Here is a 20,545-nt window from a genome sequence, read left to right on the forward strand (position 1 = left end):
TCACTGCCACCGCAGGATGCATACGGTACTCAATGTACTGAAGATCCAAGGTGGGAGCTGGCTTGCCAGCGATAGCGCTGGGTCAGCCAGCATCCCTCCCAGCCATGCCGCCGCCATCGCAGCCTCGCTGGGGCTCGACAGCTCCCATCTCGATCTTCAGGGTTTGGAGGATTGCATTTCAGCTGCCACAGCTGATCCTCATTGCTGCAACTGCAGGGCCTCACGCTTGAAAAAACGCTTTTGCTCAAATGGAATCTCTTCGCGGTCGCCATAGGGCGCGCTGTACCAGTTGCCGTAGGTTGGGTTCGGCAGCAGGAACCAGCGCTGGCCGAACCAGCCCACATAGGGCTCGACCGCCCGGTGTTGGGCGGCCAGGGTGTTGTGTTCGGCCTGGACGAAATCCCCCAGGGAATCCCCGACCATCAACAACACCCGCGCCTGGCTGGCGACCCACTGGCGGCGGCAGTTTTTGCCGTAGCTGGCCTGTTCGCAATGGCCGGTCGGGGTGGCGGCCGCCAGTACCTGTTCGTTGCTGTCCACCGGGAAGCCGCGCAGGCGAAGGTTGGCGACGGTGGCCTGGACCTGGCTGTGCTCACGGTTGGTCAGGTAATACACCTTGATCCCGCGCTGCCGCGCCGCCTGCAAGAACGCCACGGCGCCGGGCAGGGCCTGGGCCTTGGCCTGGTCGACCCAGGTGTTCCAGCGGTCATAGGCGTAGACCTGGTTGTTGACGATGTCCCGCGCATTGAGCGGCACGTTGTCCAGCAGGGTTTCGTCGATATCGACAATCACTGCCGGCGGCAGGCCGCTCAGGTTGCGCGGGGCAAAGGGCAGGGCGTCCCAGTCCTGGGTGGCCAGGGCCACGTCGAGCTGGCGGGTGGCGTCGGCGAACACCTGGCGATAGATCAACTCGTGTTCGATGGAGGTCTGGGTCCACAGCACGGCATCCAGTTGGTCATTGGCCGGTGGGTGCTGTTGGCAGCCGACCAGGAGTGAAGAGAACAGGCAGATGCTGGCGAAGGTGAGATTGCGCATAAAGGCTCGGCCTCAAGAGTGAAGGGGCGCTCAGGGCCAGCACATTAGCCTAATCGACCAGGTTTGTGCGTGACCTGCGTATGATCCGCGGCTTCCAACCGCAGACCTCTTCAAGGATTCGGCCCATGCGCCTGCGACAACCCCTGCTTGTTCTTTCCCCACGCTGGCTCGGCTTGGGGGCTGCCCTGACATTCAGCCACCTGGCCCAGGCCCAGGAGGCATTGCAGTTGGCGCCGCTGCAAGTCACCAGCCCTGAACTGAGCGAAGGCGAAGCGGCCCAGGCGCAACTCAAGCAGGTGCCCGGCGCCACCAACTACGTTGACATGGCAAGCGTCGAGCAGGGGCGGGTCAGCAGCAACGAAGATGTGCTCAAGTACCAGGCCGGCATCTACGCCAAGGCGGCGAATAACGAAGGGGTGAAAATCTCCATTCGCGGCTCGGGCATCAACCGTGGCCCCGGCAGCCACGCATCCGGTTTGTATGAAACCATCGACGGCCTGCCACTCACCGGCCCCGGCGGTACGCCTTATGAGCTCAAGGACCCGTTGTGGCTCAGCCGGGTCGAAGTGCTGCGCGGCGCCAACGGGTTTGACCGGGGGGCATTGGCCCTGGGCGGGGCGGTCAACTATGTGACCCACACCGGCTACGATGCCCCCAGGTTGCGTGTGCGCTACGGGGCTGGCAGCCACGGTTATGCCCAGCGGGAAATCAGCTCCGGGCAAGTGCTGGGCGATGCCGACTATTACATCAGCCTGACCGACACTGACGATGATGGCTTCCAGCAACAGAGCGCCGGCAGTGGCAAGGGTGTGGCGGCCAACTTCGGCTACCGGTTCAACCCGGACCTGGAAACCCGCTTCTATTTGCGTTACCGCGAAACCGCCAACGACAGCCCCGGCAAACTCACGCGCCAGCAGATCGAGCACAGCCCGCGCGCAGCCAACGCCCTCAACCTGGCACGCGACTCCAAGCGCTTGCAGCCGGGCTCTACCTGGATCGCCAACAAGACCACGCTGCAATTGGACGATAACTCCCGCGTTGAAGCGGGGCTGGTGTACCACGACTACCCCATGGACCTGCGCGAAGGCACCAACCGCCTCAAGGTGGCGTATACCGATATCAGCGGCACCTTGAACTACATCCGCCAGGACACGCTGCTGGGGCGCGCCAGCCAGACCACGGTCGGCTTGCGCACCACCCAGGGCCTGCCCAATAACGGTGTGTCGGAGTACGTGCGCGTGCCTGCCGGGACCACCGCCGGTTTCGCCCCGGGGACCAAGACCCGTGACTACAGTTACCTGGGGTCGGATACGGTGCTGCACGTGAGCAACGACCTGGAGCTGCTGCCCGACCTGTGGCTGACCACCGGCCTGGCGGCGATCTATACCCGTCGCGAAACCGAAGTCACCTACCCCGAAACCCATGCTCCCTTGAGCACTCATGACTGGGACTATGCCCCGCGCGTGGGCCTGCGCTATGACTTCAACCCGCAGTTGCAGGTGTATGGCAACCTGAGCCGCTCGGTGGAGCCGCCGCATGCCTGGTCGATGATCTGGGGTTCCAACAAGTTCTTTGCCAAAGATGCTAGTAATCCGGCTTCAGGCTTGGCCCGCGAAGGCGTGGAACTGCAAAACCAGACCGCCACCACCCTGGAAGTGGGCGGGCGCGGCGAAGCCTGGTTCGGCCAATGGGACCTGGCGTTGTACCACTCGCTGGTGCGCCATGAACTGCTCAGCGTCGAGACCCAGGCGGCAAGCCTCACGAGTTCGCAGGTGGTCGCCGAATCCAACGCCAGCCCGACTATCCACCAGGGCCTGGAACTGAGCCTCACCAGCGCGCTGTGGGATGCTGGCAACGCCGGCCGCCTGGCCCTGCGCCAGGCCTACACCTTCAGCAACTTCCATTACCGCGATGACCCGCGATTTGGCGACAACACGCTGCCCGGCATCCCCAGGCACTACTACCAGGCGCAGTTGCGCTACAGCCATCCCAGTGGTTTTTTCAGCAGCCTCAATGGCGAGTATTCCTCGCGGGTGGCGGTGGACTATGCCAATTCCTACTACGCGGCGGCCTATGGCTTGTTGGGCGCGACCGTCGGCTATGACGCACCGAAACAGGACTGGCAAGCCTGGATCGACCTGCGCAACCTGACCCACCAGCGCTACGCCAATACCGTGACTCCGGGGTATGACGACCATGGCCGCGATATGGCGCGCTCGACGCCGGGCGATGGCATGGGGGTGTATGCCGGGGTGTCCTGGAGCCTGCGTTAAGTCTATCCATCCCCATATGGCTTTTCATCATTGCCCTTGACGCTCTATCATCCGCCCCAGCACCTCCGGCCATGGAGACGCTCCATCAACTAAGGAAGTCGTAATGCACATTGGAAAAATGCTGGGGTTGGCCCTGATGATGTTGGCAGTGAGTGGCTGCGCCAGCTTCACCAAGGACGAAGTCGCGCCAGTCACCCTGCCATCGAAGGCGAGTTTCGCCAACAAGCCGAACGTCTATGTCGACTTTGATTTCTATCAAGGCGAACCGACCAACGCTGCCGCTGCCGAAGTCCCCCAGGCGCGGGATATGCTGCGTCCGCAACTGCAAAAGATCCTCACCGATTCCGGCCTGTTCGGCCGTGTGACCCTGGATGAGTTCCAGAAGCAGCCGGGCGACTACAGCCTGCGCCTGAAGGTCTACAACCATCCGCCAGGGGGCGGTCAGATGGTACTGGCCTTTATCAGCGGCTTTACCTTCACCATTATCCCGGCGTTGGGTACCGACCAGTACACCATGAGCCTGGAAGCCCTGGACCCCCAAGGCCAGGCGCTGAGCAAAGGCAGCAACCATGATGCGATCAACACCTGGTTGGGTATCTGGTTTATCCCGATGATGGCCTACACGCCAAAAGAAGCGGTGACCGACACCTTTACGCGCCAGGTCAATGCGTTGCTCAAGCAGATGGTCGAGAGCAACAACCTGAAGTACTCGGCACTGGATGGCGGTGTGCCGCGAGCCTGATTCCGGGCTGCAAAAAAAGGGAGCCGGCTGACCGGCTCCCTTTTTTTTACCTGTGTTTTTACTTGAGTGCCTGGATAAACAGCGGGTCGCTGTACAAGGCCTTGAGCAAGTCACGCACCAGCGGGTTGTAGGCGTTGGTTGCATTCAGGACCGCAATGGGGCCGAAGAATGAACTGGACCACACGCTGGTCACTTCCTTGGTGGCGTCGTACACCACGGCATCATTTTTGACCACGGTAAAGCGCGCGGCCAGCGTGCCATGGCCGGAGCCCACGCCCGCCGTCAGCTCGCTCTTCACCAGCAGCACATCCAGGCGCCGTGGCGCGCTTTGATTCAGCAGGCCGGCCAGGGACAGCTCCTGGGTGAGCGCCGCCTGCACGTGGGCGGGGATGCTGCCGGCTGGCGAGCTGATCGGGTTGGCCCGAACCATCAACCAGCCCTGGCCCGAGGCGGCAGTGACTTGGGCCTGGCTGACAGGTTGCAGCGCAGGGTTTTGCTTGAGGCGTTGGACGTTGTCGAAACTGGGCTCGTATGACGTCATGGTCGCGCCGCAACCTTGCAGCAGAATCAACAATGGGGCCAGCAGGAGAAACTTCTTCACGGCATTTCCTTGCGTGAGGGGGATAAAGGGTGGGCGATTATGGTCAGCCGCCGGTAGGGCAGCAACCCTGGCGGGGAAGGCTGATCGCCAAGAAGGCATTTTAATGGCCCCCAACTGATCCAGATCTCGCCAAAATCACTTTTATTTTCAAGTGGTTAGGTGGGATGCCAATGCGCAATGTAACAATCACGCTGATTGCCTTGGCCCTGGCGAGCGGGGCGGTGGCGGCCCAGGGCAAGGCGCTGCGCGAAGGGGACCGGTACATGTGCAGTTGGGGCGCGGGCACGGCGGCCAGGGCCCAGGAGCTGAAGTTGGCCGGTGTTTCATTGTATGCGGCGCGGCAGAAGATCCAGCGGTACAAGTTCGACAAGTCCTGGATGCGCATGATGGCCATGGGCATCACCGAGCAGACCTATGACAGCGCATCGCGCCTCAAGCCGGCGGCCGTTCGCGCAAGCTTTTATGAAGAGTGCATACGCTACAAACTGGCGCGTAAATAGACCCCTGTAGCCGCACCAAAAAGTGGCACTGAAGACACCGGGAACCATAAAAAATGTGTGGTTATTGAATGACTTAGCGTTGTTTCAATCCGACGAAAGGCTAATGGATCAACTTGTTACAAGTTGTCTCGGTAGTTATGATGAGCGGGCGTTCACCTCCCACGGTTTATGCATTTTTAAATCCCAGGTTTCCATCAGCCACCTGGGATTTTTTTTGCCCGCGATTTGACCTGCATAGCCGGGTAGTGGCGAAACACCCATGGTTTTTCTGGCGCCATTGCACCAGCGCTTTCGGGGGAAAGTGTGGGGTAGCTAACACTTTCGCAGGATTACCCACACGTGTTGCACACCCTCATCTATTCTGCTGGGATCACGTCCATCGCGTCATGTGCGACCCAGGGTAGCCAGAATGATTCCGATCGTTGAGTTGAGTCGCATCATGGCGTCCGGCTTTGCCCCGCTGTCGTGTGACTGTAGCGTCAACCCCCAGGGTTTTTTGACGATCCGTATCTTCGAGCCCGAGTCCGGTCGTGTGGAGCTGCTGTTGACCGGCGTGTCGCCCCAGGGCCTGGACAGCATCCGTGCAATCTCCAACCTGATCGGCGAACTGCGCACCGAGCTCAAGGCCGGGCGCCGGGGCTTTGCGGCCTTCGGCTAGGCGTCAGAGCCGGCGCAGAAACGAGCGGACGATACGCTTGGTGGCAGCGGTGGTGTCCAGTTGCTCCAACGCACTGTAGGCATGCCACTGGCAATCGATGATTTCATTGCAGGGCCGGGCCTGGTCGATGTTCACCACCGAGGCTTCAAACACGTGATGCAGCGTGTCACTGGCCTTCAACTCCTGCAGATACAGCAACCCATCCACGTTCAGCCCGGTTTCCTCCTGTAGTTCACGCGCGGCCGCGCCGACCGGGCGCTCATCGCGCTCGACCTTGCCACCGGGCAGGGCCCATTTCGACCTGGCCTTGCGCACAAACAGAATGTGCCCCTCGTGTTCGCAAATCACCGTTGCGCGTATTTTCATCGTCTGTGCCCCCGCGACTGGATGATCGTCATAAAAGTGTAATGCAATTGTCATGCGGGGTCTTTATAGGGCGAGGCTGGAGACCGTGAAGGAAAACGCCGATACTGCTCCACTGAAAAAAACACCGGTGAAGGAAAGTCAGATGAGCACCATCCGCTGGGGCATGATCGGTTGTGGCAGTGTTACTGAGATCAAGAGTGGACCCGCTTTCTACAAAGCGCCAGGTTCGGCCCTGGTGGCTGTGATGGGGCGTCGCCCGCAAGCGGTGCGCGATTATGCGGCACGCCATGGGATTGCCCGGTTTTACACGGATGCCCAGGCCCTGATCGATGACCCCGAAGTGGATGCGGTGTACATCGCCACGCCCCCCGACAGCCACCTGGAATACAGCCTGCTGGTGGCCGCGGCAGGCAAGCATTGCTGCGTCGAAAAGCCGATGTCCCTCAATGCCGAGCAGAGCGCCTTGATGCAGCGCACCTTCGAGCGGGCCGGGTTGCATCTGTTTGTCTCCTATTACCGGCGTTCCCTGCCGCGCTTCCAGCAGGTGCGTGCCTGGCTGCAACAAGGGCGCATTGGCGAGTTGCGGCACCTGAGCTGGACGTTGTGCAAGCCGCCATCGCCGACCGATACCCACGCCAGCAACTGGCGGACCGACCCGGCGATTGCCGGCGGGGGCTATTTTGCCGACCTGGCCAGCCATGGCCTGGACCTGTTCCAGTACCTGGCGGGGGATATCGTCGAGGTCACGGGGTATACCGCGCGCCAGGCTGGGCGCTATGCGGCGGAAGATGCCGTCACCGCCTGCTGGAGCTTCACCTCGGGCGCGCTGGGGATGGGCTGTTGGAACTTTGTGGCCGACCGCCCCGAGGACCGGGTCGAGTTGATCGGTAGCGCTGGACGCATCACCTTTTCAGTGTTTGATGAGCAACCGTTGCAACTTGAGGCCGAGGTCAGCCAGACCCTGCATATTGCCCATCACCCCCATATCCAGTGGCACCACGTACTGGGCATGAACGCGCATATCCGTGGCGAATGTGTACACCCGGCACTGGCCATCGAAGCCCTGAAGACCGACCGGATCATGGATCGGGTGCTGCAGCGCAAGCCTTGATGCCTGGAGCTGTCGAGCTTTCTACCGTGCGGCAGCGCGTTACCTGACTGCGCGCCGGGGTGTGGCCCAGAACAATGGCCGCTCACTTTGATAAAGGATTTGCCCGATGAAATGGAGAACCACCTGGATCGCCCTGTGCCTGGCGTTGGCCGCGCAGGCGGGTGCAGCCTCCCGCAGCCAGGGGCAGGCCGGCGACTTTGATTTTTATGTGTTGTCACTGTCCTGGTCGCCGACTTTCTGCCTGACCCATCCACAGGACCAGCAGTGCACCGGCAAGGGCTACGGCTTTGTGCTACATGGCCTGTGGCCGCAATATGCCCGGGGCGGGTGGCCGGCCTCTTGCCTGCCGCGGTCGCGGTTGTCGGCCGAGGAACTGGCCAAGGGCATGTCATTGTTCGTGACTGAAAAACTGCTCAAACATGAATGGGCCAAGCACGGCACATGCAGTGGCCTGGAGGCGTCCGACTACCTGGACAAGGCCGATGCCGCATTGGCGGTGGTCCAGATTCCGCAGGCGTTCGAGCCTTTTAATGTGCCCGGCCCACTTGCCGCCCGGGATATTGAAGCCTTGTTTCGCGAGAGCAACCCCCGCATGGGGCGCCACGGCATGGCCGTGATCTGCCGGGGCAAGGTGTTGTCGGAGGTGCGGGTCTGCTTGAGCAAGGAGTTGCGCTTCGCCGGTTGCCCGAAGAGCGTCAAGACCCAATGCCGGGGCGGCGAGATCCGAATACCTGCCCAGCGATAATCCCGGCGGTTGGTGCATAAGCTATACAGAGTGAAACCATCCGGCAGCGCTATGCTCCAACAGTGGTGAATGCCTTCTCTCTGCACCGAGCTGATTCATGCAATTTTTATCCAATACCCATGGTTGTGACGGTTGGGGCGGTGAAATGGCCCAAAGGATCCGTGCCTTTGACTGGTCGACCACCGACCTGGGCCCGATTGACCGCTGGTCCACCAGCCTGACGTGTGCGGTGCAGATGCTCCTGGCTTCGCCGGTGCCGATGGTGATGCTCTGGGGCCGTGCCGGGTACATGATCTACAACGACAGCTATTCGGTGTTTGCCGGCGGGCGCCACCCGTTTCTGCTGGGCGTGCCGGTGGAGCAGGGCTGGCCGGAAGTGGCCGATTTCAACCGGCAGGTCATGGACACCTGCCTGGCCGGTGGCACCTTGTCCTACCGCAACAAGGCCTTGATGTTGCTGCGCAATGGTCGCCCTGAAGACTTGTGGCTGGACCTCTATTACAGCCCGGTGGCCGGTGACGACCAGCAGCCGGCCGGGGTGCTGGCGATTGTGGTGGAGACCACCGAGCACGTACTGTCCGAGCGTTTGCGCCAGGAAGCCGAGGGGGCTTACCGCGTGGCCGACGAGCGCTTGCAACTGGCGCTCAATGCCGGGGCGCTGCTGGGCTCCTTTGTCTGGGATGTGTTGCCCGACCGGCTGTCGGGTGACGAGCGTTTCGCCCGCACCCTGGGCCTGACCATGGCCGACGTGGAGCAAGGCCTGCCCATTGCCGTGGCCACTCAGGTCATCCATCCCGATGACCTGGTGCGGGTCAACCGCCTGATTGCCCGCACCCTGGAAGCCGGTGGCCCGTATAACGTCGAGTTTCGCGTGCGACGCCCCGACGCCAGCTATCTGTGGGTGCTGGCCAGCGGGCGTTGCGAGCTGGATGCGGGCGGGCAGCCGCTGCGCTTTCCCGGGGTGATCATCGATATCCATGTACGCAAGATTGCCGAAGAGTCCTTGCTCAAACTCACCCATAACCTGGAGCAGCGCGTCGCCGCCGAAGTCCAGGCGCGTTCGGCCGCCGAGGACCAATTGCGCCAGTCGCAAAAGCTCGAAGCCATTGGCGGGCTGACCGGGGGCGTGGCCCATGACTTCAATAACCTGCTGCAGGTGATTGCCGGCAACCTGCACCTGCTGGCCCGCCATGAACGGGACAACCCCCAGGTACAACGGCGCGTCGGTGCCGCCCTGGCTGCCGTCGAGCGCGGCGCCAAGCTGTCCTCGCAACTGCTGGCCTTTGCCCGGCGCCAGCCGCTGTCACCGGCGGTGTTCAACCCCCGGCGCATTTATGAAGGCCTGGGTGAATTGCTGCAGCGGGCCCTGGGGGAAACCATCCAGATCGATGTGCAATTGCCGCAAGACCCCTGGTGCATCCATGTCGATCGCAATCAATTGGAAAACGCCGTGCTCAACCTGGCGATCAATGCCCGGGATGCCATGAAGGGCGAGGGGGTGATCCGCATCACCGGTGAAAACATCAGCCTGTCGCCCGAGGAGGGCTGCCGCAACGGGATTGCCCCCGGCGAATATGTACGCCTGTCGGTCAGCGACACCGGGGCCGGCATGCCGCCGGCGGTGCTGCGGCGGGTCTTCGAGCCGTTCTTCACCACCAAGCCTGACGGCCACGGCACCGGCCTGGGCTTGAGCATGGTGTTTGGTTTCGTCAAGCAAAGTGGCGGGCATGTGCAGATCAGCAGCGAGCCAGGCCAGGGCACCGTGGTGCAGATGTACTTCCCCCACAGCCTTGAGCCGGAAAGCCAGGAAGCCCCACCCTGTGAGGCCCTGCAAGAGGGCGGCCGGGAATCCATTCTGGTGGTGGAGGACAACGAAGGCGTACGCGGCGCGGCGGTGGAATTGCTGCAACAGTCTGGCTACACGGTGCTCACCGCCGAGGATGGCGATGACGCCATGCTGATGCTGCGCACCGGCTTGCGGCCCGACCTGATCTTCACCGATGTGGTCATGCCTGGGCGGATCAAAAGCACCGACCTGGCCCAGTGGGCCAAGGCGCAACAGCCGCCGGTTGCGGTGTTGTTCACCTCCGGGCATACCCGCGACATTCTTTCCAGCGACCACCTGTTGGGCAACGACATTCATCTGCTGGGCAAACCCTACCGCCCCGAAGACCTGGCGCAACAGGTACGCTCGGTACTGACCGCACGGGTAAGCCACGGCGATTGAGCATTTGCCAAGGTGCCGGCGATAACCTGGCAAGACCTGAACATTGCCCAGGCGCCGGGCCAGGGGAATTGACCTTGGGCATGACAAGAGGCCCATGGATGGGCTAGCTTCAAGGTGTACCAGTCATTGATTAACTTGCGGAGGTACTTCATGCCAGTGAAACATGATCTTTATCAGGATTTGGGGTTGAGCAAGGAAGATGTCGAAAAACGCCGGGCAGAGAAGCCTCACCTGAATGCGTTATTTGACAAATACAAGACTGTCGATGAATTGGTGTTAAGCGCCGAAAGGGCCGCCGGCAACGATGATGATTTGAAGAAACTGAAGGAAAAACGCTTGTTGATCAAAGACGAAATTACCAAGCTGCTTTGATACACGAAGTGGAGTCAGTCAGGGGGCGAGAACGTCGCTCCTTGACGGCTTAATGTTTTTCAACAGTTGCAGTATTTTTTAGTTCCAAAAACGTGTTGGGGAGAATTCTGAAATTGATACGCTTGGATCCTGTCCGTTGACCAAGTGTGCAAGAGCATCACCTATAGCAGTTGCAAACTTGAATCCATGTCCTGAACATGCGGATGCAAAATACACCGAGTTCAGTTTAGTGGAGGCGCCGATCAAAAAAGATTCATCCTTGCTCATGGTATAGAAGCAGTTTTTTGCTCGTGTTGGTAAACGTTCAAGATCAGGCAATAGGGGGCTGACAATGGTAGATATTTCTTCTATCGATTGCTGCGAGATCTGGACTTCCATCCACGAGGGATGTGTCGGGATCTGTTGCCGATTATGAAATCCTATCTTTACACCAGGTTCATTGCTGACAATTGAGGGCACTCCGTACAGTAGATGACCATGTGAGGACTCATAGAGAAAGACTGGAAAATTTTCAGGAGAAAAAATATTTTCCGATCCTGTTTTTGGAGTGAACCAGTAAACAGGCAGCTTTCTGGTTTCTAGGTAATCCTTTAGCTCGGGTAGCAGCTGTTCAGCAATCCAAGGGCCGGTCGTAACAATTACTGATTTTGCAGTATAAGAATTACCATTCTTGGTTTTCAATGTTGCACCCGCACCATTGTTTTTTACAGAAACAACACTTTCGCCGAATAGTGTTACGGCGCCTTGATGCACTGCCTCATTTAACATTGTCAATCTGGCGTCACAGGCGGAAATTGCGTAGGCACCTGGTTCGTATAGAGCTTCAAAGTTATGGGGTATATTGAATGCTGGAACATGCCGGCAGACTTTATCTGCGGTCAATAGGCTGTGCTGTATTTGAGAAAGTTTGGCTGTTCTCGTACTTCCTTTCACCACGCGACTGTCGCTGTGTCCAATAAAAATACCGCCGGTTCTAAATAAGAGTTTTCTTTGAGCTACGGCCTCCAACTCATTCCATAGCGTATCTGCATGGTTGAGAAGAGGAAGGTATTTTTCTCCCTCCCAATAAGCGCGGCGAAAAATTCTTGAGCTGCCATGAGACGATCCGAAGCAGTGAGTGGGTCCACCAGCATCGACTCCCAACACACGTTTACCTTTCGATGCCAATCGCCACAGCGCAGACGCCCCAAAAACTCCAAGGCCAACGACTATTACATCATAATAATTTTTCATTTGATCGAGCTCCTTTGTTGAGATCGAGTGTCGGCGCATTCGTAAAGAAATAGAGAAACTAATATTCCAAATGTTACTAAAAATAAAGACAAGGATCCTATTGAAATAGATTGTCTGTAAAAAAATATGGCAACAAAAAATTGTGTGATAGGGAGTATAAACTGAAGAAAGCCAGTCGTTGCAAGGAGGAGTCTTTTTGCTGCGTAAGCGAACATCGCTAAAGGTATGACTGAGACACATCCGGCGAAGAGAATCAACCATCGAAAACGATATGTGGTATTTTCGGGCCACACCAATGACCAGTCAAGTATAATCCATGCCAATAAAATTCCGATACTCAAAAATAGAGTTTCTATTAGAAGCCCACTTATAGAGCTTAATGAGGTGGCTTTTTTTGTACATGTGTATAAGCCCCAAGATATAGCTATTGCTGAATATACCCAGTGATTGAGTTCGCTGTCGTATAAGATTAGCAGTGTGGCTGAGGCAGATATTGTGATAATTGAAAGGATTTGAGTAGGTCTAAGTGTTTCATTGTAAATAAGTACACCTATACCTATTGATAGGAATGGGGCTAATAAGTATCCGAAACCGCTTTCTAAAATATGTCCATTTACTGAAGCCCATATAAACGTCCCCCAGTTTATACTCAGGAGTATGGAGGCGCCGAAGTGTAGGCTTAGAGTTTTTATTTTTAGTTTTTTAAATTCTTGAATTTTTCTTGTCCAGGAAATAATAAGTGCCAGCGTGATTAGGGACAGCAATATTCGACAAGCAATAAGTGTCAAGGGCGAGAAAACGCTTAGCTCCCGCCAATAGAGTGATGAAAGTCCTAAGAGTATATTTGCAGCGCTAGCACAAAAGAGTGCCCATATGTATGTGGCTAAATAGAGCGATGAGGGGGTGCTCATTTTTCAGATGATCTATGAGAAATTTCAATTATTTCGTACGACCAGTATATTTTCCCTTGTCTGTCAATTGTGTAATTCGCCAAGCCTTTTCTAGACCACTCCTCAAACTCGATTTTTAAATTTTTTTCGAGTTTCTGCCATTGGGCTGAATAGTAAAGCAGAGGGAGTGTGTATCGTTCAATTAGTTTGTATTGTAATAATGGAGTTTTGTTGTTTTTGTCATTATATTTTTTAAATATGTCATCTATTCCTACTAGAGAGTTGAGACCGATAATGGCTCTGCCGCCAATGCTAAGGTATCTCGGGAGATCTTCGAGGAAACGTGTTATGACGTCATCGCCATAAAACATTGCGCGAGCAGAGAGCTCTCCTTTGCGCTCCAAACCCTCTAGAATCTTGATTAGTGAGGTGGATGGTGTGCGCCAGCCTGGAGGGTTAAAGGCAATAGTTTGAAATTTCTGTTGCGGGATTTTTTCAAAAAGATTACTTATGTGGAATGTAATTTCGCTGGTTTTAAAATTAATTTTTTCATGTGTTTTTGCTTGATTAATAGATGCCTTGCATATGTCCGTTGCAATAATTTTTTTGTTGCCGAGTTTTCTCATCAGTAATGCATGTGCGCCACTTCCCGTTCCAATATCTAGAAAGCTACCATTCAAAGTAATAGCATCTGATGTGCGAACCAGATAGTCACCAAGTTTTAAGCCGGCTAAGCTTATTTTAAATACGTTGAGAGTGTTTAAAAAAATTAGTCTTTGTCCAAGGCCAAAATAGACTTCGTAAGTGGAAGGCTGGCTGTTTAAGTAGTGAAATCCGTCACTGGGTTGAGACCATCCAGGTACACTGTGATCAATAAGTCCCAACATATGTTTTATCTCCCTTCGCCTATTTTTTTGGCCTGTGCACAAGCCTTGTTTAGACCTTCGATGACAAGATCGCTTAATTTATTTTTGTCAAAGTATTTAATTGCTTGCTCGGTTGTACCTTTGGCTGTCATTACAAGCTTGCAAATGTTCAGAGGGGAATTTTTGTTTTCAGCTAGTAGAGTGGTGGTGCCTCGAATTATTTGAGTGGTTATAAGTGATGCGCTTTTTTTATCGAAACCATTGCTTGTTGCAAAATTTAATAAGGAGGTTGCGAAATAGGCGACGTAAGCAGGGCCTCCACCGACTAATGCCGTGGCACTATCAATTAAATATTCTTTCTTTAATAGGAGACATTTTCCAAGGCTGGAAAATAATTGGTTGGTCAATGCTCTGTTTGTATTTGTGGTTTTCTTTGAGTAGTAAAGAACAGTCATTCCATCTAGGTTTGCGCAGGAGATGTTTGGCATGGCACGACAAATTTGTGTTGTGTAAGTAGCCTTTTTTAGTGTTGATATGGTAAGTCCAGCCATAACTGAAATTACCAAGCCTGAATAATTTTTAATTTTTTCACAGTTTTCTGTAAAAGAAAAAAATGCTTGAGGAGGAATAGCTAACAATAAGATTTTTGTGTTTTTTAGTTCTGGTATGCTCTCTTGTGTGCATATTCCATTAGCAGTGATGCTGGCGCGCCGAATGGGGTTGGGCTCGATTACGATTATAGAGATATTGAGGTTGGAATTTTTTAGTCCGAGTGCGAGTGCACTCCCCATGTGTCCTGCTCCTACGATTACGATGCTTATCTTTGATGGTGTGTTCATAAAAGCCTCCGGTAGTGAATAAGAGCCTCTATGTACTAGCTGGTTTGATGAGCATCGTCTCGGATTGGATTTATATCAAATCAAAAGCGTCCTAAATCGTTGTAGTACTTTTCCGGTCGAGTATATGATCGTTTTAATACATGGCGAATTAGCAGGCGATTATAACCATTACCGTCTTGCGGAGTGTTGTCTGCGTACGATGAGGTATAGATTTCTATAAGGTTTCCCTCGTTGCGGGAAAGCTTGCTCGCGCTGCGCAGCAGTCCCAAAACATTCCAAAGTGCAGGAGGCTGCCTGACGCGGGCAAGGGGGCAGGGTCGATAAGAGAAGGCTCCATATTTCTTCAGAATTGCCCCAAGGACAGCCGCCTCGCCACTGCCTATTATCCCAACCGTTCGCCCGGCCCTGGGGCAAGTTGACTACGCATGGAATGCGTTGTGGTGTCGGGCGAACTCTTTTTCTAGGTGCGCAGCGCCTGTAGGCAGGTGTCGATCGAGCGCTGCTGGGTGTCTGCATACAGCTGCAACTCATCCAGGGTCTGGCGGCCCAGGGCCTGTTCAAACTCAGCCTGGTTGGCGTTGGCCATGTAGTGATTCTGCGCGGCATCGCCCAGGTTCGACTGGAAAATCCCCGCCGCGCTGACCGGCAGGAAATCCTCATACACCAACGGTTCGATATCGACGTAACCCGCCTCGACCAATGCGTCCAGGCTCTGTGGCGCGCCTTTCCCGGCGGCACGGCCCTTGTCGGTCACCCCGTAGCGAAAGAACGCCAACCCTTGCTCGCGCATGGCCCGGTGATTATCCGGGAAGGCCTGGAAGTGTTGCTCCATCAGGTCGGTGTAGCGCTGGGCGTTGGCTTCATTGGGAAAGGCGCCCAGTTCGTCCCGGGCGGCGTTGAGCAACTGATCATAGAGCGCCCGGCCCTTGGGGGTCAGGGCCACGCCGCGTTGTTCGATCTCGCCAAAGCGTGCGCTGTGGCTGCCCTTGGCATCGGTAAAGGCAATGGCTTCGTCGAGGGCCTTGAAGCTGGTCTGGCGCAGCAGGATCGGGCATTGGCGGCGGGGTGGGCCTTCGATCACGGCTTTGGGGGTGATGCCTTTGCCGGGCATGTCGGCTTGTACGCGGTCGATGTCCAGGGTGCGTGGGGTCAGGTGATTGATGTGCGGGCCCTTGAAGGCCACCACGTCGGCAATCAACCGGTGCTGGTCGCTGAGTTGTTGGTACTGGGCCGCGCTGACCGTGGCGGTGTGGTGCCAGCGAAAGGTTTCCAGGGCTTGTTGGATAAAGGCCTGGGCATCGCTGGCATTGAGGCCGCCGTCGGCTTCGGCCTGCTCGATCAGGGCCAGGGCGCGTGGGGTGAAGATCGAACGCTTGGCCAGGGCGGCTTCGGCAAAGGCCCGCAGTTCAAGGTTTTCGATCAGTTCCAGGCGCAGCAGCGAGGTGAAGACCCGGAACGGGCTGATCTGCAAGGCGCTTTCATGCACGGCGCGAAAGGCCGTGGCATGCACCGGCACGCCGGCCGGGGTGAGGTCGTAGTAGCCCACCGGCTGCATGCCCATCACCGCAAACAGGCGGCGGATGGTTGCCAGTTCATAGGCGCTGCCCAGGCGGATGGCACCGTGGCGTTCCCTGTCCAGGCGCTGGATTTCGCCGGTGCGTTGTAGTTGCCGCGCCAGGGCGGGGTCGCTTGCCAGCACCCGGGCATTGGTGTCGGCCACCAGCTCCAGCAGCGCGCCATACAGCGGCACTTCCTCGCGGTACATGTCGGACATGGCCCGGGAGAAGTCTTTGCGGATGGCATCGGGGCTGATAAAGCGCGGGGTCGGCATAGAAAATTCCTGGCGGCGATAACGGTGGTGTGGGCCGTGAGCCAGATTTTGTTGGGCGTGGCCCGTGGGTGCAAATGAAGATTCCTCTGGACTTCATTCTGCAAATGAATGAGCGCCACCGGCACATACAAAAATCCCGCCTGGGTAGGCGGGATTGGTCAACCCAGATTGCCCTGGATCAGGCCGGGAACAGCTCGCTGAGTTTCATTGCCAGCATCATGTCGCCTTCGGTGCGCAGCTTGCCGCCCATGAAGGCCTGCATGCCGTCGGTGGAGCCGTCGACGATGCCTTGCATGGTGTCGCCGTCCATGACCAGGGTCACTTGGGCGTCAGGGTTTTCGCCTTCCAGCAGTTCGCAGGTGTTGTTCTTAACCACCAGCGAGAAGTTTTTGGTGTCGTCGATACGGAAACCGAACACCAGGTCCAGGCCGTCGGCAGCGCCTGGGTTGAATTTGGCTTTCATTGCTTCTACGGCTTTAGCTACGTCAGTCATGGTTCGATCCTTTTATGGGTGGTGCCAGTGACCTTGGGGTCACGGTTGGCCGCAATTCATCGGAAAGTGATGAGCTGCGGCGCCTTCAACAGTTGCAAGTGGGTATGGCTGTTGAAGGAAGCCAGTGCCACTTCGCGACCACGGAACTTCAAGTGGTTGAGCGAGGTGTTGACAATCTGCCAGTTCAGCTCGAAAGCCTGGGTGGCAGGCATGCGGGTAATCAGGTGGAGCAGGGCGGTGATGGTGCCGCCGGAGGTAAATACCGCGATCTTGTGGGCATTGTCGGCACTCTCCAGCAGGCGCTGCAAGCCACCCTGGACGCGCTCGACAAACCCCAGCCAGCTTTCCAGGCCGGGGGGGTCGTAGGTGCCGCTCAGCCAGCGCTCGATGATCAGGGCAAAGATACGCTGGAACTCACCCCGGTTCTGCGGGGCGTTGCGCAGGGTTTCCAGGGCTTGCGGCTCGCTGCCGAGCAGGTCCGGGAGCAGGGCGCGGATGATCGCGTCGGCGTCGAATTCGTTGAAGGCGCTGTCGATTTCCAGGGGCGGCACCGGCAGGCCCTGGGCGCCGATGGACTCGAACGTGGCGTTGGCCGTGTGCTGCTGGCGCCGCAGGTCGCCCGACACACAACGGTCGAACGTCAGGCCCAGGTCGGCCAGGTGGCTGCCCAGTACCTGGGCCTGCTGCACACCGACGGGCGACAGGACGTCATAGTCGTCTGCACCGAAGGAGGCCTGGCCATGTCGAATCAAATAGATGCTGCCCACGTCCGTTCACCCGGTACGTTGAAAGTCTGGCGAGGTTATGAGGATGCCGGGAAGCTGTCAATGAAAAAACATACGCTTGTTTTAAAAGCTCGTTAGAGGCTGATATCCCTGTGGGAGCTGTCGAGCGGTGTTTGTTGGATCATTACGCGCGCATGATCCTTTAGAGTCCCGTTTCAAGGGGTTTCAGCTCTGGCCCGCCGGCAGTCCCGCCGGTATGCTGGGGCAATCCGCGCCTGGCGCACCGTTTCTGTAAGGAGTCCCATGGAGTTTCTGGCTGAGTATGCAAGTTTTCTGGCTAAAACCGTTACGTTGGTCGTCGCTATCCTGGTGGTGCTGATCAGTTTTGCAGCGTTGCGCAGCAAGGGCCGGCGCAAGCAGGCCGGGCAGTTGCAGGTCAGCAAGCTCAATGATTTCTACAAGGGCCTGCGCGAGCGCCTGGAGCAGACCCTGCTCGACAAGGACCAGCTCAAGGCGCTGCGCAAGTCCCAAAGCAAATCCGAGAAAAAACAGAAGAAAACCCCCGAGGCCAAGCCGCGGGTGTTTGTGCTGGATTTTGACGGGGACATCAAGGCCTCGGCCACCGACAGCCTGCGCCATGAAATCACCGCGCTGCTGAGCCTGGCCACACCCAAGGACGAAGTGGTGCTGCGCCTGGAAAGCGGCGGTGGCATGGTCCACAGCTATGGCCTGGCGTCGTCGCAATTGGCGCGGATCCGCGAGGCGGGTGTGCCGTTGACGGTGTGTATCGACAAGGTCGCGGCCAGCGGCGGCTACATGATGGCGTGCATCGGCGAGAAGATCATCAGTGCGCCATTTGCCATCCTCGGCTCGATTGGCGTGGTGGCCCAGTTGCCCAACGTCAACCGCCTGCTGAAAAAACACGATATCGACTTTGAAGTGCTGACGGCTGGCGAGTACAAGCGCACCCTCACCGTGTTTGGCGAAAACACCGAGAAGGGCCGGGAGAAGTTCCAGGAAGACCTGGATATCACCCATCAGTTGTTCAAGAACTTCGTGTCGCGCTATCGCCCGCAACTGGCGATTGATGAAGTGGCCACCGGTGAAGTCTGGCTGGGCGTCGCGGCGCTGGACAAGCAACTGGTGGACGCGCTGCAGACCAGTGACGAATACCTGGCCACCAGGGCCAAGACCGCCGAGCTGTTCCACCTGCACTATGCCGAGCGTAAAAGCCTGCAAGAGCGGGTGGGCCTGGCGGCCAGCGGCTCGGTGGACCGAGTGTTGCTGGCCTGGTGGAGCCGCCTGACCCAGCAGCGCTTCTGGTAACCCCCGCCCTGTAGGGCATGGCTTGCCGACAATGACGATCTTCTGCTCGCCATCGCCGGCAAGCCGGCGCCTACAAGGGGTTGCGTTGCTCCGGTAGCAGCGGCACCGGATGCCGCATCAGCAGGCCCACCACCAGCGCCCCCAGCAGCCCCAATAGCCCCGCCACCCACAACACCCTGGCAAACCCACCGACAAACGCCTGCCACGCCAAGGGTTGCACCAGCCCCTGCGCCGACTCCGGCAGCAGCGCCATGGCCGCAGGCATATCCCCAGCCACCACCCGCGAGGCAATCCCCGGCACCTGGGCCTGCCATTGCGTGCCAAGGCTGGTTTGCAGCAGATGCTCGCTATGGCTGGCCAACAGCGCCCCGTATACCCCGACCGCCAACATGATTGCGCTGAAACGCATGGTGGTACTCATGCCCGACGCCATGCCCGCGCGGTCCCTTGGCACGCAGGCCATGATGTTTTTCTGGGTATCGCCATTGAGCAGGCCGGCACCGGCACCGGTCACGGATATCGCCAGGGCGAACGGCAGGTAACCGCCGGCAGTCACTGCCCAGGCGCTGAGCAGGTTGCCGCTGCCCACCAGGGCCAGGCCGGCCGCCATCATGGTTGCAGGAGCGAAGCGGCTGGCCAGGCGTGCGCCGATACGCGGGCAGATCAGCATGGTCAGGGCAAACGGCAGCATCCCCAGGCCCGAGGCAATCGCGGAAAACCCCAGGCCGTTTTGCAGGTAGAACGGCAGCAGCGTCATCATCACCTGGGCACAACCGGCATAGGCAAACATCCCCAGCAAGGCCCCGATAAACCGCGGGTACTGGAACAGTTGCAGGTCCACCATGGGCCGGCGTTGCAAACGCTCCACCAGCACAAACAGGCCCAGCAGGAACGCGCCGCCGAGCAACCGCGCATAGGTCAACGGGTTGTCCCAGCCGATCCGGTTGGCTTCGATCAGGCCCCAGATCAGGCACAGCAGGCTGGCGCTGAAGGCCAGGCTGCCCCAGGGATCGAGGCGTGCCGCTTGGCTGTCGCGCGATTCCGGGATGGCGTGCAGGACCAGCGCCAGCAAGGCCAGGCCCACCGGCAGGTTGAGGTAGAAAATCCAGCGCCAGCCCATGTAGTGGGTAATCAGGCCGCCAAGGGTCGGGGCAGCGGTCATCGCCACGCCCATGCAGGCGCCCCAGAACGCCCAGGCCTTGGCCCGTTCCAGTTCATCATGAAAGGCATGGCCGATGGAGGCTAGGGCCGAAGTCAACAGCAACGCGGCCCCGACACCCTTCACGGCGCGGGCGATATCCAGCAGCAGTACGCTGGGCGCGGCGCCACAGCCCAGGGAGGCGAGGATAAAAATACCCAGGCCCCACACCAGGGTTTTCTTGCGGCCGAAGCGGTCGGCAATGCTCCCGGCCGGCAGCAGCAGGGCGGCAAACGCCAGCATATAGGCGCTGACGACCCATTCGATATCGGCGAAATTGGCCCCCAGGTCGCGGGCAATGGTTGGCAGGGTCACGGCGACGATGTTGGTGTCGAGGACAATCAGCGAACAAACCCCGGAGGCGGTCAACAGGGTAAGGCGTGGGCTGACCTGGCTCATGGCATGATTACCTGGCAGGCAACAGATAGGCTGGATTTGACGGGCATCACGAGGACTCTCTACTGTGGGCGTCCTGTCAGCTTATCGTCGGCGCTTATCAGTTCTGTTAGCCGAG

At 57.8% G+C, this 20,545-nt stretch carries 19 protein-coding genes; 9 read left to right on the forward strand and 10 right to left on the reverse strand.

Annotation, left to right across the window (positions count from 1 at the left end):
* Nucleotides 1-198: 198 nt before the first annotated feature.
* Nucleotides 199-1,035 (reverse strand): 5'-nucleotidase, lipoprotein e(P4) family, encoded by an 837-nt coding sequence (locus tag AC07W7_RS00185; RefSeq protein WP_495038365.1) that lies wholly within the window; start codon nucleotides 1,033-1,035, stop codon nucleotides 199-201.
* Nucleotides 1,036-1,160: 125 nt separating this feature from the next.
* On the opposite strand from AC07W7_RS00185, the gene AC07W7_RS00190 reads away from it, so the two are divergent.
* Entirely contained in the window at nucleotides 1,161-3,308 is a 2,148-nt protein-coding gene (locus AC07W7_RS00190; RefSeq protein WP_495038366.1) for a TonB-dependent receptor family protein, read from the forward strand.
* A gap of 103 nt (nucleotides 3,309-3,411) precedes the next feature.
* Nucleotides 3,412-4,050 (forward strand): hypothetical protein, encoded by a 639-nt coding sequence (locus AC07W7_RS00195; RefSeq protein ID WP_099170904.1) that lies wholly within the window; start codon nucleotides 3,412-3,414, stop codon nucleotides 4,048-4,050.
* A 58-nt stretch (nucleotides 4,051-4,108) separates the two neighbouring features.
* Here the strand turns inward: AC07W7_RS00195 and AC07W7_RS00200 are convergent, their stop codons facing one another.
* Nucleotides 4,109-4,651, reverse strand: a complete 543-nt coding sequence (locus AC07W7_RS00200; protein ID WP_169865042.1) for a hypothetical protein — start codon at nucleotides 4,649-4,651, stop codon at nucleotides 4,109-4,111.
* Nucleotides 4,652-4,821: 170 nt separating this feature from the next.
* On the opposite strand from AC07W7_RS00200, the gene AC07W7_RS00205 reads away from it, so the two are divergent.
* Together AC07W7_RS00205 and AC07W7_RS00210 are read left to right on the forward strand one after the other, a co-directional pair.
* A complete protein-coding gene (locus AC07W7_RS00205) occupies nucleotides 4,822-5,151 on the forward strand; it encodes a hypothetical protein (RefSeq protein WP_197883805.1) in 330 nt (109 codons plus the stop codon).
* 409 nt (nucleotides 5,152-5,560) lie between these two features.
* Nucleotides 5,561-5,809, forward strand: a complete 249-nt coding sequence (locus AC07W7_RS00210) for a DUF1652 domain-containing protein (RefSeq protein WP_076963855.1) — start codon at nucleotides 5,561-5,563, stop codon at nucleotides 5,807-5,809.
* Between the two features lie 3 nt (nucleotides 5,810-5,812).
* On the opposite strand, the gene AC07W7_RS00215 is transcribed toward AC07W7_RS00210, so the two are convergent.
* Entirely contained in the window at nucleotides 5,813-6,175 is a 363-nt protein-coding gene (locus AC07W7_RS00215; RefSeq protein WP_076963856.1) for an NUDIX hydrolase, read from the reverse strand.
* A gap of 142 nt (nucleotides 6,176-6,317) precedes the next feature.
* Between AC07W7_RS00215 and AC07W7_RS00220 the strand changes: the two genes are divergently transcribed.
* From AC07W7_RS00220 to AC07W7_RS00235, 4 genes are all read left to right on the forward strand, one after another.
* The gene (locus AC07W7_RS00220; RefSeq protein ID WP_495038367.1) at nucleotides 6,318-7,286 is read left to right on the forward strand and encodes a Gfo/Idh/MocA family protein; all 969 of its coding nucleotides are present in this window, start codon (nucleotides 6,318-6,320) and stop codon (nucleotides 7,284-7,286) included.
* 106 nt (nucleotides 7,287-7,392) lie between these two features.
* Nucleotides 7,393-8,031: a ribonuclease T2 family protein gene (locus AC07W7_RS00225; protein ID WP_169865040.1), complete on the forward strand. Its 639-nt coding sequence runs from the start codon at nucleotides 7,393-7,395 to the stop codon at nucleotides 8,029-8,031.
* 97 nt (nucleotides 8,032-8,128) lie between these two features.
* Nucleotides 8,129-10,258 carry a hybrid sensor histidine kinase/response regulator gene (locus tag AC07W7_RS00230; RefSeq protein ID WP_169865037.1) on the forward strand — a complete coding sequence of 710 codons (2,130 nt, stop codon included), beginning with the start codon at nucleotides 8,129-8,131 and terminating at the stop codon, nucleotides 10,256-10,258.
* Between the two features lie 150 nt (nucleotides 10,259-10,408).
* Complete coding sequence (locus AC07W7_RS00235; protein WP_076965357.1) at nucleotides 10,409-10,630, forward strand: DUF465 domain-containing protein; 222 nt, start codon at nucleotides 10,409-10,411, stop codon at nucleotides 10,628-10,630.
* Between the two features lie 78 nt (nucleotides 10,631-10,708).
* On the opposite strand, the gene solA is transcribed toward AC07W7_RS00235, so the two are convergent.
* The 6 genes from solA to AC07W7_RS00265 all read right to left on the reverse strand — a co-directional run bounded on the left by solA (nucleotide 10,709) and on the right by AC07W7_RS00265 (nucleotide 17,549).
* Nucleotides 10,709-11,863, reverse strand: coding sequence for an N-methyl-L-tryptophan oxidase (gene solA, locus AC07W7_RS00240; RefSeq protein WP_495038368.1), 1,155 nt, complete (start codon nucleotides 11,861-11,863; stop codon nucleotides 10,709-10,711).
* A 907-nt stretch (nucleotides 11,864-12,770) separates the two neighbouring features.
* Nucleotides 12,771-13,640 (reverse strand): methyltransferase domain-containing protein, encoded by an 870-nt coding sequence (locus tag AC07W7_RS00245; protein WP_495038369.1) that lies wholly within the window; start codon nucleotides 13,638-13,640, stop codon nucleotides 12,771-12,773.
* A 5-nt stretch (nucleotides 13,641-13,645) separates the two neighbouring features.
* On the reverse strand, nucleotides 13,646-14,458 hold the full coding sequence (locus AC07W7_RS00250; protein WP_495038370.1) for a pyrroline-5-carboxylate reductase family protein: 813 nt from the start codon (nucleotides 14,456-14,458) through the stop codon (nucleotides 13,646-13,648).
* A 460-nt stretch (nucleotides 14,459-14,918) separates the two neighbouring features.
* Entirely contained in the window at nucleotides 14,919-16,289 is a 1,371-nt protein-coding gene (hglS, locus tag AC07W7_RS00255; RefSeq protein WP_495038371.1) for a 2-oxoadipate dioxygenase/decarboxylase HglS, read from the reverse strand.
* Nucleotides 16,290-16,467: 178 nt separating this feature from the next.
* The gene (locus AC07W7_RS00260; RefSeq protein WP_495038372.1) at nucleotides 16,468-16,782 is read right to left on the reverse strand and encodes an SCP2 sterol-binding domain-containing protein; all 315 of its coding nucleotides are present in this window, start codon (nucleotides 16,780-16,782) and stop codon (nucleotides 16,468-16,470) included.
* Nucleotides 16,783-16,838: 56 nt separating this feature from the next.
* A complete protein-coding gene (locus AC07W7_RS00265; protein ID WP_236310123.1) occupies nucleotides 16,839-17,549 on the reverse strand; it encodes a histidine phosphatase family protein in 711 nt (236 codons plus the stop codon).
* Between the two features lie 261 nt (nucleotides 17,550-17,810).
* Between AC07W7_RS00265 and sohB the strand changes: the two genes are divergently transcribed.
* Nucleotides 17,811-18,833: a protease SohB gene (gene sohB, locus AC07W7_RS00270; protein ID WP_076964593.1), complete on the forward strand. Its 1,023-nt coding sequence runs from the start codon at nucleotides 17,811-17,813 to the stop codon at nucleotides 18,831-18,833.
* A gap of 70 nt (nucleotides 18,834-18,903) precedes the next feature.
* Here the strand turns inward: sohB and AC07W7_RS00275 are convergent, their stop codons facing one another.
* Nucleotides 18,904-20,430, reverse strand: a complete 1,527-nt coding sequence (locus AC07W7_RS00275; RefSeq protein ID WP_169902053.1) for an MFS transporter — start codon at nucleotides 20,428-20,430, stop codon at nucleotides 18,904-18,906.
* Nucleotides 20,431-20,545: the final 115 nt, after the last annotated feature.

The sequence above is a fragment of the Pseudomonas sp. GW821-FHT01D09 genome, assembly GCF_059422465.1.

Excerpts from the sequence above, each read along its gene's own strand:
- AC07W7_RS00250 (WP_495038370.1), bottom strand. The coding sequence starts at position 14,458 with ATGAACACACCATCAAAGATAAGCATCGTAATCGTAGGAGCAGGACAC.
- AC07W7_RS00275 (WP_169902053.1), bottom strand. The coding sequence starts at position 20,430 with ATGAGCCAGGTCAGCCCACGCCTTACCCTGTTGACCGCCTCCGGGGTT.
- AC07W7_RS00190 (WP_495038366.1), top strand. The coding sequence starts at position 1,161 with ATGCGCCTGCGACAACCCCTGCTTGTTCTTTCCCCACGCTGGCTCGGC.
- AC07W7_RS00230 (WP_169865037.1), top strand. The coding sequence starts at position 8,129 with ATGCAATTTTTATCCAATACCCATGGTTGTGACGGTTGGGGCGGTGAA.
- AC07W7_RS00220 (WP_495038367.1), top strand. The coding sequence starts at position 6,318 with ATGAGCACCATCCGCTGGGGCATGATCGGTTGTGGCAGTGTTACTGAG.
- sohB (WP_076964593.1), top strand. The coding sequence starts at position 17,811 with ATGGAGTTTCTGGCTGAGTATGCAAGTTTTCTGGCTAAAACCGTTACG.
- AC07W7_RS00205 (WP_197883805.1), top strand. The coding sequence starts at position 4,822 with ATGCGCAATGTAACAATCACGCTGATTGCCTTGGCCCTGGCGAGCGGG.
- AC07W7_RS00245 (WP_495038369.1), bottom strand. The coding sequence starts at position 13,640 with ATGTTGGGACTTATTGATCACAGTGTACCTGGATGGTCTCAACCCAGT.
- AC07W7_RS00235 (WP_076965357.1), top strand. The coding sequence starts at position 10,409 with ATGCCAGTGAAACATGATCTTTATCAGGATTTGGGGTTGAGCAAGGAA.
- AC07W7_RS00185 (WP_495038365.1), bottom strand. The coding sequence starts at position 1,035 with ATGCGCAATCTCACCTTCGCCAGCATCTGCCTGTTCTCTTCACTCCTG.
- AC07W7_RS00210 (WP_076963855.1), top strand. The coding sequence starts at position 5,561 with ATGATTCCGATCGTTGAGTTGAGTCGCATCATGGCGTCCGGCTTTGCC.
- AC07W7_RS00260 (WP_495038372.1), bottom strand. The coding sequence starts at position 16,782 with ATGACTGACGTAGCTAAAGCCGTAGAAGCAATGAAAGCCAAATTCAAC.
- AC07W7_RS00225 (WP_169865040.1), top strand. The coding sequence starts at position 7,393 with ATGAAATGGAGAACCACCTGGATCGCCCTGTGCCTGGCGTTGGCCGCG.
- hglS (WP_495038371.1), bottom strand. The coding sequence starts at position 16,289 with ATGCCGACCCCGCGCTTTATCAGCCCCGATGCCATCCGCAAAGACTTC.
- solA (WP_495038368.1), bottom strand. The coding sequence starts at position 11,863 with ATGAAAAATTATTATGATGTAATAGTCGTTGGCCTTGGAGTTTTTGGG.
- AC07W7_RS00215 (WP_076963856.1), bottom strand. The coding sequence starts at position 6,175 with ATGAAAATACGCGCAACGGTGATTTGCGAACACGAGGGGCACATTCTG.
- AC07W7_RS00195 (WP_099170904.1), top strand. The coding sequence starts at position 3,412 with ATGCACATTGGAAAAATGCTGGGGTTGGCCCTGATGATGTTGGCAGTG.